Origin of the sequence: Mesoterricola sediminis (assembly GCF_030295425.1) — a bacterium.
GTDB classification, from domain to species: Bacteria; Acidobacteriota; Holophagae; order Holophagales; family Holophagaceae; genus Mesoterricola; species Mesoterricola sediminis.
In genome coordinates this window covers 1,405,900-1,417,980 of sequence record NZ_AP027081.1, presented here as the reverse complement: position 1 = coordinate 1,417,980, position 12,081 = coordinate 1,405,900, and the positions used below count along the sequence as shown (strand labels likewise).

Here is a 12,081-nt window from a genome sequence, read left to right as displayed (position 1 = left end):
TCAGCCCCCGAGGCTTCCCACCGGCCTGTTCTGACGCATGGCCCGCCTGGAAATACCGCAGGCGCTCAACGAGGTCCATGGAAGCCCCGGCAATCCAGGTTTCCGCCCTCGGAGTCCGGAAAGCGGCCCGCGCTTCCGCGCGCGGACTCAGGCGCGCGGCGGGAGCTTCCGATAGAATGGCTGGTCCGCGCATGGAATCCCGCTGGACGGGAAAGGGGTCCTGAATGAAGAAGCTGATCATTTTCGGTGGCATCGGGCTCGTGGTGCTGCTCCTCCTGGGGGGCGGCGCCTTCTTCGCCTTCAAGACCCTGGGCGCCAAGAAGGCGGCCCCCGCCGCCGCCGAGGCCGGCGCCGCCACCGCCGAGGGCAAGGAGGAAGGCAAGGCCGCCGCCAAGGAGGACGACGACGAGGACGAGGCCCCGGCCAAGGGCGGCGAGGGCGAAGGGGCCTCGGGCCCCCCCGTGATGACCCTCAACCGGCTGATCGTGAACCTGGACGGGCGCAAGAACGCCTTCCTCAAGTGCGACATCCACATCCTCTTCCGCAACCACGAACTCGGGAAGCTGGCCGCCAGCGACAAGCCCTCCCCCGAGAACAGCGTCATCCGGTCCCTGGTCCTCGAGTCCATCTCCGGCAAGACGGTGGAGGCCGCCATGGACCTGGAGACCCGGGAGAGCATCCGCAACGAGATCAAGGAGAAGCTGAACGAGAAGTTCGCCAACAAGCACTCCAAGGAGGAGCTGGAGAAGGCGAAGAAGACCGGCAAGCCCGTCAAGCCTCCCATCAAGGACGTGCTGATCGTCGACTGGGCCATCCAGCAGTAGGTGGCACAGGCCTTGCGATGCCTCCCGCGGGCGTCCGTTTCTTGACGGACGCCCCCCTTCCCGGACGAACCCCCCATGGCCAAGCGCAGTGACCGGCTCGACACCGAACGCGTCGTCACGTTCGAGCACGTGATCGCCGATCTCATGCCGTTCATCGACACGCGGTTCAAGCTGGAGATCCAGCTCGGCACGGCCACCATGACCATCCGCGACCTGCTGGACCTGGACGTGGGCTCCCTGGTGGAGCTCAAGAAGAGCGCCGGCGAGCCCATGGAGGTCCTCTGCAAGGGGCGCCCCGTGATGCGCGGCGAGGTGACGGTGCTGGAGGACTCGCTGGGCCTGCGCATCGTGGAGATCATCGATCCCCAGCGGAAAGTCTGAGTATCCTTAGCAGGTGACCGCCTCCGCCGCTCCCGCCGCCCCCGCCGCGCTCTGCCTCGGCGGGTTCGATCCGTCCGGCGGCGCGGGCCTGCTGCGGGATGTCATGACCTTGGCGGCCCTGGGCGTGCACCCCATGGCGGTGAGCACGGGCGACACCCTCCAGAACGGCCTGGGCTGCGAGGCCATCCTGCCCCCCCGGGACCCCATGCCCGCCCTGGCGGCCCTGGCGCCGCACCTGGCCGGGACCTGGGGCGTCAAGCTGGGGCTCTGCGCCCTGGAGCCCTTGGCGCTGGGGGCCATCGCGGACTTCCTGGCGGAGCGCCGCCCCGTCGCGGCCATCTGGGATCCCGTCCAGGCGCCCACCTCGGGGGTCGGCCTCCACGGCCCCGCCGGCCTCCGGGCCCTGGCCGGCGCCCTCCTGGGGCGCGGCGACTGGGTCGTCTCCCCCAACCGGCCCGAGGCCGCGGCCCTGTCCGGCCTTCCCGCCACGGCGGAGCCCGGGGACCTCGCCCGGCCCCTGCTGGCCGCGGGGGCTTCCGCGGTGTGGATCAAGGGGGGCCACGGCGAGGGCGCCGAACTCGAGGACGTGTGGGTGACGCGCCGCGGGGCCGAGGGCCTCGGCCGCAGCCCCCGCCTGCCGGGGGACCGCAGGGGCACCGGCTGCACCCTCGCTTCCGCCTGGCTCGCCTTCCGGCTCCAGGGCGAGGCCCCGGAGGCCGCCGCCCGGGCCGCGGCCGCTTGGCTCCGCTCCCGCTGGCCCGAGGCCATCCGCCCGGGTGGCGCGGGCCGTCCCTGCTTCGCCCCCGCCGGAGGCCGGCCATGAGGCGGGCCGAAGGCCGCGGCTGGCTCCTGCACACCGGGGAGGACGCCCCCTACGCGGGCTGGGGCGGCGTGCGCGCCCTGGACCAGGCCTGGAACCTCGCCACCGCCCCCTGGGAGGGGCTGGGCGCCCTGGCCCGGCTCGCGGGCCTGCTGCCCGGCGGCTTCGCCCTTCTGTGGGACGCGCCCGTGGCCTGGCTCGACGACCTCGCCCCCGAGGTGCGGGCGGGGTACTGGAAGCTCCTCACCCAGACCCCCGGCCTCGCCCTCCACGTGCGGGACGCGGCCTTCGCCCCCCACCTGCGGGAGCCCGGACGGGTGCGCCTCCAGGCCCGCACCGCCCCCACGGGCGACCTGGGACAGGCCTGGCGGCGCGGCTGGATCGGCTGGGTCCCGGAGACCCGGGCGGGCCACTGGGAACTGCCCGGCCTGGGCACCGCCGCGGACGCCGAGCCCCCGGCCTGGCTCTGGGGCGAACTCATCCTGCCCCTCGGCGCCCTGGAGCACCTGGATCCGGTCGACCTGGCCCGCACCCTGGAGGAGGCCCAGGCCCGGTCGGAAAAGGCCATCAGCCTCCGCATGGAGGCGGGGGCCTGGCCCGGCGGCCTTCCGTTCCAGCGTCGGCGCACGGGCTGGCGGGTCTCCTTCCTGGGCGGCCGGGAATGGCAGCTCGCGGGCGCCGGCTGGGACCGGGCCGGCGAGGCCGTGCGCGCCCTCGTCGAGGCCCTGGAACACGCCCTCCGCTGCCCCATCCACCCCGGCGTCAGCACGGACCCCCTGGCCGCCGAGGCCCTGGGCCGCCAGGCCATGAACGAGGGGCTCCCCTGGCGGTCGGCCCTGCCCCTGCCCCCCGCCCCGCCCAGCTTCACCCCGGGCCTGGGCCTGGATCCCCGGGATCCCTCGCCCCTGGAGAGCCGCTGCGCCTTCCCCCGGCCCCTCTCCCAGCTCCTGGGCCCGCCCGAGGCGGCCCTGCGGGTGCCCGCGGTCCCCATGGAGGGCCCGGTGGGCGCCTTCGTCGCCGGCCTCCAGACGCCCCCCGCCCTCCGCTGGCTGCCCCCGGAGGCGGCCCTGCCCGGCCCCTTCATGCCCGATCACCCCTGGGCCGAGGCCGCGGCCTTCCCGCCCCCGCCCGACACCACCCAGGTGCTTCAGCCGGCGCTGTTCGAGGACCTCTGACCCGGACGCCGGCGGCGCCAGCGGGACGGCGGCGCCTGGCCCGACTCCCCCCCGCCGTGGCGGTAGAAGGCGGCGGTGATCTCGGCCCCCAGCATGAAGATGGCGCAGCTGTAGTAGAGGAAGATCAGGGCGGCCATCAGGCTCCCCAGGGAGCCGTAGAGGATGCCCCAGGTGGGGGTGTGGGCCAGGTAGTAGCCGAAGACGCGCTGCGCCCCCCACCACAGGCCGGTGGTGACCGCGGCCCCGAGGAGGGCGTGCCGGAACCGGATGTGGCGCCGGGGGATGTGCTGGAGCACGAGGGTGATCAGCAGCAGGGCCAGCACCGGCGGCAGGAAGGCGTAGAGGAGGATCGGGGAGAACGGCGCCCGGCGGCGCAGGCCCCACTCGAACCCCGCGGCCAGCAGGATGACCAGGAACAGGAGGCCCACGAAGACCACCCCCAGGCGCCGGAACCAGTTGAAGCGCCGGGTCTGCCGGTGCTGGCGCATGCGCAGCCCGAAGATGTGCGCGAGGCTGCGGTCGAGCTGGTTCACCCCCCAGTGGGCGCCGATGAAGAGCACCACCCAGCTGGGGCCGATGCTCCCGATCCTGCGGCTGTGGGCGATGGTGTCGAGGATGAACCCCTGCGGCAGGTAGGGGTACATCTCGCCGATGGCCTTCTGGAGCTGGGCGCTGTAGGCCCCGGACCCCAGCATGAGCACCAGCAGCTTGAAGAACAGCGTGGCCAGCGGGATCAGGGAGATGGTCAGGAAGAAGCTCAGGCTGGCCGCGTAGGTGAGACAGTCGTCGTGGTGGTACTTGCGCAGCACCTCCAGGATGAAGTCCCCGGCGGTGCCCAGGGGCGGCCAGGCCCGGGTCCACCGCCGCCAGATCCAGGCGCCCCGCGCCTGCAGGGACGCGAGGAGGCCCTGGAGCGCCTCGTCCATGCCCTTCAGAACCGGACGGGGTGCTGGGGCAGGAGGTACATCACCCAGGCCAGCACGAGGCCGATGCCCAGGAGGCCGGCAGCGTGCTTGAGGATGCTCTGGCGCGTGCGGTCCCTGCGAAGGGTGGGCGTGAGCAGGCCCAGGATCAGGGAGATCCCGGAGCCCATGATGAGGAACTGGAGCACGTGGCTGCTGAGGAATTTCACGGATCGGCCTTGGTTGGGAGGGGCGCGCGGGCCCCGTCCAGGGTATCAGCCCCCGGAGGATTGCGCACCGAGGACAGGACGTCCAGCCAGGACTTGAGGACCAGGGCCGTCGCCCCCCACAGGGGGACCGGTTCCAGCTCCAGGCGGGGCACGTGGACCACGGCGCCCCTCAGCTCCAGGCGCTGGAGGGTCCAGGGCGCCTCCAGGAGGGGGGCCAGGGGCAGCCGCAGCACGTCCTGGATCTCGGAGGAGAGGACGAACCGCGGCGCCGGTTCCTCCCAACGGAGGAAGACGGGCGTGAACCGCGTCCGCGCCTTGGCCACGCCGTCCGGGAAGCAGCCCATCTCCCAGAGCCCTTCCGAGACGCCGAGCTCCTCCATGAGCTCGCGCCGGGCCGTGGCCGGGAGATCCCGGTCCCAGGGTTCGCACATGCCGCCGGGGAAGGCCAGCTCCCCGGGATGGTGGGGGGCCGTCGCCCCCCGCTGGACGAGCACCACCTCCTCGGCCCCGAGGGCCGTCCCCCGGAGGAGCACGGCCACGGCGGCGCGCCGCGGGCTCTCCGCGACCCGGCCGGCGAGGCGGAAGGGGTCCGGCCACCGCTGGGGAAGGCGCAGACTGGCCTCGATCCGGGCCCAGGGCACGGCCACCCCCGCCGGGGGCGGCGCCCAGCTACCGGACGGTTCCAAAGTAGCTCCCCCTGACCCGCTCGACGGTGAAGACCCCCTTGATCTTGCGGATCGCCGACATGAGCTCGACGATGTGGTCCCGGTCCTTCACCCGCAGGGCGATGTAGAAGACCCCCGCGCCCTCGTCGGAGCTGGAGCCGCTGAACCGCTGCATGTTGAAGCCGGCCTTCTGCACCGCGTTGGAGATGGCGGCCACCATGCCGGGGCGGTCCTCGGTGTGGACCACGATCTCGGTGTTGTAGAGCCCCTTGGGGTTGCGGCCCCACGCGACGCTGACGAGCCGCTCGGGGTTGGGCGCGGAGGCGCTGAGGTGCGGGCAGTTGGCGCGGTGGATGGAGATCCCCCGGCCCCGGGTGGTGTACCCCACGATCTCGTCGCCCCAGATGGGCTTGCAGCACACGGCGAGGACGTAGAGGATGCCCACGTTGTCGTCCACGAGCACCGTGTCGTGGCCCAGGTCGGCGGTCTTCTCCTCCTTGGCGGCCCGGGCACCGTCCGGGACGACCACGTCCAGCAGCTTCCGGCAGCTGATCCGGTTGAAGCCGACCTGCGCGTAGAAGGCCTCCCAGGTCGGGATGCGCAGCTCCTTCAGCCGCGCGTCCAGGGCCGCGTGGACCTCGGAGGTCTCCATGCGGATCCCCAGCGTCCGCGCCTCGCGCTCCAGGCGCTCCTTGCCGACGGTGATGGCGTGGGCCCGCTCCTCCTCGCGGATGTAGGCCTGGATCTTCGCCTTGGCGCCGGCGGAGGTGACCATGGACAGCCAGTCCCGGCTCGGCTTGTGATCGGCCCGCGTGAAGATCTCCACCCGGTCCCCGTTCTGCAGGGTGTGGCGGAGGGGCACCATGCGGCCGTTGACCTTGGCGCCGACGCAGTGGTGGCCCACCTCGGTGTGGATGGAGTAGGCGAAGTCGATGGGGGTGGCGTTCTCGGGGAGGCTGCGCAGGTCGCCCTTGGGGGTGAAGACCTGGATGCGCTGGAAGCTGAGCTCCCCCTTGAGGTTGGCGACCAGGTCGCGGCTGTCCCGGGACTCCTGGTGCAGTTCGACCATGCGGCGGAGGAAGGAGGCCTGGTTGATCTCCTGTTTGTTGGCGATCCGGCCGTCCTTGTAGGTCCAGTGGGCGGCGATGCCTGCCTCGGCGTGGTCGTCCATCTCCCGCGTCCGGAACTGCACTTCGAAGCTGTCCCCGTTGGGCATCAGGACGCTGGTGTGGATGCTCTGGTAGCCGTTGTCCTTGGGGAGGCTGATGTAGTCCTTGAAACGGCCGGGGATGGGCTTGTAGAGGGCGTGGACGAGGCCGAGGGCCGTGTAGCAGGAAGCCCGGTCCTGGCAGATGATCCGGTAGGCCAGCCAATCGTGGATGTCCTCCAGGGCCTTCTCCTGGAGGCCCATCTTGCGCCAGATCCCGTAGAGGTGCTTCTCGCGGTAGAGGATCTCCGCCGGGATGCCCTGGTCCCGGAGGGCGGCGTGGAGGGTCTTGCGGATCTCGTCCACCATGGGGGCGCTCTTGGCCCGCTTCTGCTCGATGACCCTGCGCATCTCCTGGTACCGCTCGGGCTCCAGATTGGCGAAGGCCAGGTCCTCCAGTTCGGCCCGGACGGTGCCCATGCCCAGGCGGTTGGCCAGGGGCGCATAGAGCTCCAGGGTCTCCCGGGCGATGCGCCGGCGCTTCTCCTCCCGCATGGAGGCCAGGGTGCGCATGTTGTGGAGGCGGTCCGCGAGCTTGACGAGGAGCACGCGCACGTCCTTGCCCATGGCCACCAGCAGCTTGCGCACGTTCTCCGCGTTGAGGAGGGTGCGGTCGGTGAAGCTGAGCTTGGACATCTTGGTGAGGCCGTCCACGATGTCGGCCACCTCGTCCCCGAACTGCCGGCGGAGGTCCTCCATGGTCATGCCCGTGTCCTCCACCGTGTCGTGGAGGATGGCGCAGGCGATGCTGACGGCGTCCAGGCGCCACTCGGCCAGGGACTGGGCCACGGCCAGGGGGTGGAAGAAGTAGGGTTCCCCGCTCTTGCGGCGCTGGTCGGCGTGCATCTGGCGACCGACCTTGAAGGCCCGGTCCAGGAGGGCCGCGTCCCCCTGCGGATGGTGGCTCAGGAACCGCGTGCGCACCTTCTCATAGGCACCCTCGAGCGTGAGGCAGCTGCCTCCCGCGTCCGCGGATTCCCTGTCCCTCGCCGGTGCGGCTACGCGATGTTCATCCCTCCCAGCCATATAAGGAGTTTGCGGCAGGCCGATCCCAGGCGCCAGCCTCTACCTTAAAGTGGAGGCATGAGCACCCCGCCCCTCCTGCCCCTCGAAGACGCCCTGCGCATCCTCCGGGACGCCTTCCCGGCCCCCGCCACGGCCGAGGTCCGCGCGGACCGGGACGATCCGGCCCTGGACCTGTCCTCCATGGACGGGGCCGCCCTGCGGGCCTCGGACGGGGTGGCGCCCCGCCGGGTCCTGGGCACCCGCTATGCGGGGGATCCCCCGACCCTGGAGGTGGCCCCCGGAACCTGCGTGCGGATCATGACCGGGGCCGCGGTGCCCCCGGGGGCCGACGCGGTGGTGCCCGTGGAGGAGCTGGAGGTCCGGGGGGACGCCCTGGTCCCGGTCCGCCCCCCCCGGGCCGGCGAGAACATCCGACCCCGGGCGGGCCAGGCCCGGGCCGGGGACCTGCTCCTGCCCGCGGGGGAGCCCGCCCGGGCCGCCCGGGTAGGGTTGCTGGCCCAGGTGGGCATGCCCGTTCCGCCCCTGGCCCGCGTGAAGGTCGGGGTGGTCGCCACGGGCGACGAGCTGAACGCCCATCCCGCCCCCCACCAGATCCGGGACAGCAACGGCCCCATGCTGGAGGCCCTGGCCCACGCCCTGGGGGCCGACGTCCGCCGGCTGCCGGCCCTTCCGGATGAACCCGCGGCCGTACGGGCCTTCCTGGAGGATCTGGGCGATCTGGGCATCCTGCTGACCTCGGGCGGCGTATCGGCCGGCGAAAAGGACCACCTGCCCCGGGTGCTGGCCGACATGGGCGCCCGCATCCTCTTCCACAAGATCCGCCTGAAGCCGGGCAAGCCCATGCTCACAGCCCTCCTGGACGGCCGCATCATCCTCGGCCTCCCCGGGAACCCCGTGTCCAGTTACATTAACGCCTTAATGTTTCTGCCCGTGGCCCTGGCCGGCCTCCAGGGCCGGCGGGCGCCGGAACCCTGGAAGGAGGGCCTCCTCCGGGCCCCCGTCCCCAATCCCGGGGACCGCCCCCTGCTCCACCCCTGCCGTCGCCAGGGCCGGGACCTGGATCCGCTCCCCAGCCGGGGTTCCGCCGACCTCGTCCGCCTGGCCCAGGCCGAGGCCTTCGCCTGGATCCCCGAGGGGGGCCTCGCCGCCGGCCCCACCCGGTACCTGGACGTCGTCTAGACGCGCGTTTCGGCGAACGCGAGGGCCGTTTCCAAGGCGGCCTTCAGTTCGGCCAACCGGAAGGGCTTGCCCAGGAACACATGGGGCAGGTCCCGGGGGGGCGCGCCCGCCCCCTGCCCCCGGTGGTACCCGCTCATCACGATGGCCGGGAGGGCGGGATCCCGCTCCCGGAGGGCCGCCAGGGTCTGCCAGCCGTCCAGGCCCGGCATGGTCAGGTCGGTGATCACGCAGACGAACTGGTCCGGGTGGGCGGCGAAGGCGGCCACGGCCTCCCGCCCGCCCCGGGCCGGAAGGGAGGCGTACCCCAGCCAGGCCAGCAGGTCCTGGGTGGTCGCCAGCAGGCCCTCGTCATCGTCCACGAGGAGGATCTTCCCGGCCGGCCGGGGGGCCTCCGGACTGGGAGCCGGGTCAACGGCCATCGCGGCCGCCGACGCGCAGGGGAACCAGGCCCGGAAGACGCTGCCCTCGTTGGGATGGCTCTCCACGGTCATGAGCCCGCCATAGGCCTGCACGACGCCCAGGGTCACGGACAGACCCAGGCCCCGGCCCGTGAACTTGGTGGAATAGAAGGGGTCGAAGATGCGGTCCAAGTCGCCGGGATCGATGCCGCAGCCGGCGTCCGCCACTTCCAGGTAGGCGTAGCGGGCGGCCCTGGGCTGCCACCCGAGGGGATAGCGATGGGTCTCGGGGATGTCCTCCGGCTCGCAGGATCCGATGCGGGCCCGCACCACCCCACCCCCCTCGCGCAGGGACTCGGCCGCGTTGGTGACGAGGTTGGCGACCACCTGGCGCACCAGGTCCTCGCTCACCGAGACCTGGGCGGAGGCGCCGTCGGCCTCCCAGACCAGGGTGACGCCCGGCGGCAATGCGTTCCGGCTGCCCTCCAGCAGGGCGCCGCCCAGGGGCAGCCAACCCGCCAGGGCCCGGCCCGCCGGCACCTGCCCCAGGGAGATCCGCATTTTCTGGCTGACCTCGACGGCCTCCTCCAAGGCCTGCCGGGCCAGGGCCAGGCGCCGACCCGCACCCGCGTCCGCCGGCAGGCCATCCAGCCCTTCGATCCCCGCCAGGGCGACCTGCAGCTTGTTGTTGAAGTGGTGGGCGATGGAACCCGCCATCATGCCCAGGCTCTCGGCCTTGCGCAGGCGGTTCCGCCGGTCCTCCAGGTAGAGGCGCTCGGCCTCCAGCCGGCGGCGCTCCGTGATGTCCACCGCGCTGGACAACAGCCGGCTCTCCCCATCCTGTTCGAACCGCTCCGCGTGGAGGGAGATCCATTGGAAGTGCCCGTCGCCCCTCCGGATCTGGGCCTCGAAGGCCTCCACCCGGGGACCCGCATCCAGCAGGGCCGCGAGCCGGCCCGCGTCCTGGGGGTCCGCCCAGAGCGCCAGGTCCTCGGGCGTCCTGCCGGTCACCTCCCCCGCCGACCGCCCGAAGACCTGGGCGAACCGCGCGTTCACGGCCTCGATCCGGCCCTCGGGGTAGGCCTGGATCATCAGGGCCACGGGCATGTTCCGGAAGGCGGAGCGGAACCGCGCCTCGCTGGCCTGGAGGGCCCTGACCATGGCCTGGGCCTCCGCGGCCTGTCGTTCATGGAGGCCCAGCATGACGGCCACGACAAAGGTGCCGACGGGCAGGCTGAACAGCAGGCCGATGCCCAGGTCCACCAGCCGGTCCGAGGGATTGGGGAAGGGTGCCGCCCAGGTGGGGTGGGCCCCTTCCAGGACCAGCAACCCCAGCACGTTGGCCAGGAGGGCCCCCAGGGCCGCCAGCCGGCTCCAGCCCCGGAAAAAGAGGGCGATCAGCACGGCCACCAGCGAGAAGTAGAGCCCCGCGCTGCCCTGGCTGCCGCCGTTGGGGAACCAGAGGGCATCCAGGCAGACCACGGTCAAGAGGGCGAAGGTCCGCTGGAGGTGGCGTCCCCGCCGGGATAGCCAAGCCAACCCCAGACAGACGACCCCATAAGTCAGGATGCACGGGTTCACCCGGGGGTCGAGGCTCGGATAGTTGTTGAGGGGGGCGATCACCAGGATCGAGAGCCCCCCTGCGAACCAACAGAGCCCCTGAAAGAACTGCCGCTCCAGGGGCTGGGAGGGGTCGGGAAGGGCCCTGCGGACGAAACGCCTCACAAGGCGCGCGAAGCGCCCGCGACGTGGGCCCCTCCCGATTGGATTCATGCCTTTAGTTTAGAGTCTTCAACTAAACAAGAAAGCCCTGCGAACGAGAAAATAATTAATTCTAAATATTCAGTCCGCAGGCGAGCCCGTCAGCCCTGGAGGTCCTTGCCCACGCGTTCGGCCCCGCGGCCCAGGTCCGCGCCCACGCGGGTGGCGGCTTCCTTGGCATCCTCGGCGGCCCTGCCGGCACGATCGCCGAGGTCCTCCGCACATGAATCCAAGTAGTCCTCCCCGCGCTCCATCATTTCGTTCAGGCGCCCACGCAGGCGCCGGCCCTGGCGGGCCATGTCGCGGCGAAGATCCGGACCCGACCGGGGCGTCGTCAGGGCGACGATGATGCCGCCCGTGGCGAGGCCCGCCAGGAAGGCGAAGAGGGCGTTGCGGGTTTCATAGGGGTGATAATTCATGGATAACTCCTGAAAGGGGAACGCCTAGACGGGGCGGCGTCCCTGGATGATGCGGATCAGCACGGCGGCCACGGCGAGGAGGAGGAGCACGTGGATGAAGCCGTGCAAGGTGTAGGACGCGAGAAGACCCGCGGCCCAGAGCACGACGAGCAGGACGGCGAGGGTCCAGAGCATGGGGGGCCTCTGCTCAGGAAGGCCGAACGGTCATTTGGTTATCCACATGCTTGACGCCCCGGGTATCGGCGGCGAGTTTGCCCACCAGCTCCTTTTCCGCCTGGTTCTTGGCCTCTCCCCGCAGGGTGACGACCCCGTCCCGGGTCTTGACGCGGGTGTCGAGCGCATGGGTGGAATGGTGGAGGAGGAGGCTGGTCTTGATCTGGGCGGTGATGGAAGCGTCGTCCACCTTGTCCCCGAAGGTCTCCTTGCGGGCGCCCCGGTCGACGGTCATCTCGTTGCGGACGTCCTTCACGCCATCCACATCCCGGGCATAGGTGGCCGTGAGCTCCCGCTGGTCGGGGCTGTCGGCGCGCCCCCGCAGGATGACGACGCCATCCCGGGTCTCCACCTCGGTGCCCGAGGCGCTCACGTTCTTGTGGAACATGAGGTTGGCCTTGACCTTGAGGGTGATCCAGCCGTCAGACCGCTCACTCAGGGGCTCGCTCGAGACCTTCAGCTCGTTCCGAACCGACTTGACGCCCGGCGTGTCGGCCGCGGTGGCCTCCGCCAGCGACCGGTGATAGTCCTGGCCGACCTTGCCCGAGAGGGTCACAACGCCATCGTCCGCCGAGATGGAGATGTCGTCGTTGGCCAGGTAGTTCTTGAAGTTGTAGCTGCTCTTGATCCGGGAGACGAGCCGGGCGTCTCCTTCCGACGCCCGGAGGACCGTGGGCGCCGCGGCGGCGAGCAGCACCGGGACCAGCAGCGCAGCGTGAAGGCGGGGAATCTTCCTCATGGTTCACCTTCCAGAAAAAAGGGTGGAGCGTGGCATCCTGGCCCCGACACCCCCAATACGAAGGTGCAAGCCAACCCGGGCTTGGCGCGAATAGCCAAGCGGGCAACTTCGGGGGACCAGGCATGGGCTTCAGCGAAAGACG

Annotated in this window: 13 protein-coding genes; 5 read left to right on the top strand and 8 right to left on the bottom strand. The window is 71.5% G+C overall.

Annotated features, from left to right (window positions below):
* Positions 1-224: 224 nt before the first annotated feature.
* The 4 genes from R2J75_RS06050 to R2J75_RS06035 all read left to right on the top strand — a co-directional run bounded on the left by R2J75_RS06050 (position 225) and on the right by R2J75_RS06035 (position 3,200).
* On the top strand, positions 225-824 hold the full coding sequence (locus R2J75_RS06050) for a flagellar basal body-associated FliL family protein (RefSeq protein WP_243346377.1): 600 nt from the start codon (positions 225-227) through the stop codon (positions 822-824).
* Positions 825-899: 75 nt separating this feature from the next.
* Positions 900-1,205: a FliM/FliN family flagellar motor switch protein gene (locus tag R2J75_RS06045; RefSeq protein WP_243333271.1), complete on the top strand. Its 306-nt coding sequence runs from the start codon at positions 900-902 to the stop codon at positions 1,203-1,205.
* Positions 1,206-1,218: 13 nt separating this feature from the next.
* Complete coding sequence (locus R2J75_RS06040) at positions 1,219-2,028, top strand: bifunctional hydroxymethylpyrimidine kinase/phosphomethylpyrimidine kinase (RefSeq protein ID WP_243333273.1); 810 nt, start codon at positions 1,219-1,221, stop codon at positions 2,026-2,028.
* Complete coding sequence (locus R2J75_RS06035; RefSeq protein WP_243333275.1) at positions 2,025-3,200, top strand: hypothetical protein; 1,176 nt, start codon at positions 2,025-2,027, stop codon at positions 3,198-3,200. Before R2J75_RS06040 ends, R2J75_RS06035 begins: the two co-directional genes overlap by 4 nt.
* On the opposite strand, the gene R2J75_RS06030 is transcribed toward R2J75_RS06035, so the two are convergent.
* Genes R2J75_RS06030 through R2J75_RS06015 form a run of 4 tightly spaced genes read right to left on the bottom strand, consistent with a single transcriptional unit; the run spans position 3,173 to position 7,128 of the window.
* Complete coding sequence (locus R2J75_RS06030; protein ID WP_243333277.1) at positions 3,173-4,126, bottom strand: YihY/virulence factor BrkB family protein; 954 nt, start codon at positions 4,124-4,126, stop codon at positions 3,173-3,175. The genes R2J75_RS06035 and R2J75_RS06030 overlap by 28 nt on opposite strands.
* A gap of 5 nt (positions 4,127-4,131) precedes the next feature.
* The gene (locus R2J75_RS06025; protein WP_243333279.1) at positions 4,132-4,332 is read right to left on the bottom strand and encodes a hypothetical protein; all 201 of its coding nucleotides are present in this window, start codon (positions 4,330-4,332) and stop codon (positions 4,132-4,134) included.
* Positions 4,329-5,018 (bottom strand): NUDIX hydrolase, encoded by a 690-nt coding sequence (locus R2J75_RS06020; RefSeq protein ID WP_243333282.1) that lies wholly within the window; start codon positions 5,016-5,018, stop codon positions 4,329-4,331. The genes R2J75_RS06025 and R2J75_RS06020 overlap by 4 nt, the downstream gene beginning before the upstream one ends.
* Positions 5,002-7,128, bottom strand: coding sequence for a RelA/SpoT family protein (locus R2J75_RS06015; protein WP_243333284.1), 2,127 nt, complete (start codon positions 7,126-7,128; stop codon positions 5,002-5,004). Before R2J75_RS06015 ends, R2J75_RS06020 begins: the two co-directional genes overlap by 17 nt.
* Positions 7,129-7,287: 159 nt before the next feature.
* On the opposite strand from R2J75_RS06015, the gene R2J75_RS06010 reads away from it, so the two are divergent.
* The gene (locus tag R2J75_RS06010) at positions 7,288-8,409 is read left to right on the top strand and encodes a molybdopterin molybdotransferase MoeA (RefSeq protein ID WP_243333286.1); all 1,122 of its coding nucleotides are present in this window, start codon (positions 7,288-7,290) and stop codon (positions 8,407-8,409) included.
* On the opposite strand, the gene R2J75_RS06005 is transcribed toward R2J75_RS06010, so the two are convergent.
* From R2J75_RS06005 to R2J75_RS05990, 4 genes are all read right to left on the bottom strand, one after another.
* A complete protein-coding gene (locus R2J75_RS06005) occupies positions 8,406-10,430 on the bottom strand; it encodes a hybrid sensor histidine kinase/response regulator (protein ID WP_316411257.1) in 2,025 nt (674 codons plus the stop codon). The genes R2J75_RS06010 and R2J75_RS06005 overlap by 4 nt on opposite strands.
* Before the next feature lie 239 nt (positions 10,431-10,669).
* A complete protein-coding gene (locus tag R2J75_RS06000; RefSeq protein ID WP_243333290.1) occupies positions 10,670-10,987 on the bottom strand; it encodes a YtxH domain-containing protein in 318 nt (105 codons plus the stop codon).
* A 24-nt stretch (positions 10,988-11,011) separates the two neighbouring features.
* The gene (locus R2J75_RS05995) at positions 11,012-11,161 is read right to left on the bottom strand and encodes a lmo0937 family membrane protein (RefSeq protein WP_243333297.1); all 150 of its coding nucleotides are present in this window, start codon (positions 11,159-11,161) and stop codon (positions 11,012-11,014) included.
* Between the two features lie 13 nt (positions 11,162-11,174).
* Positions 11,175-11,939 carry a BON domain-containing protein gene (locus tag R2J75_RS05990; protein WP_243333298.1) on the bottom strand — a complete coding sequence of 255 codons (765 nt, stop codon included), beginning with the start codon at positions 11,937-11,939 and terminating at the stop codon, positions 11,175-11,177.
* Positions 11,940-12,081 lie beyond the last annotated feature (142 nt).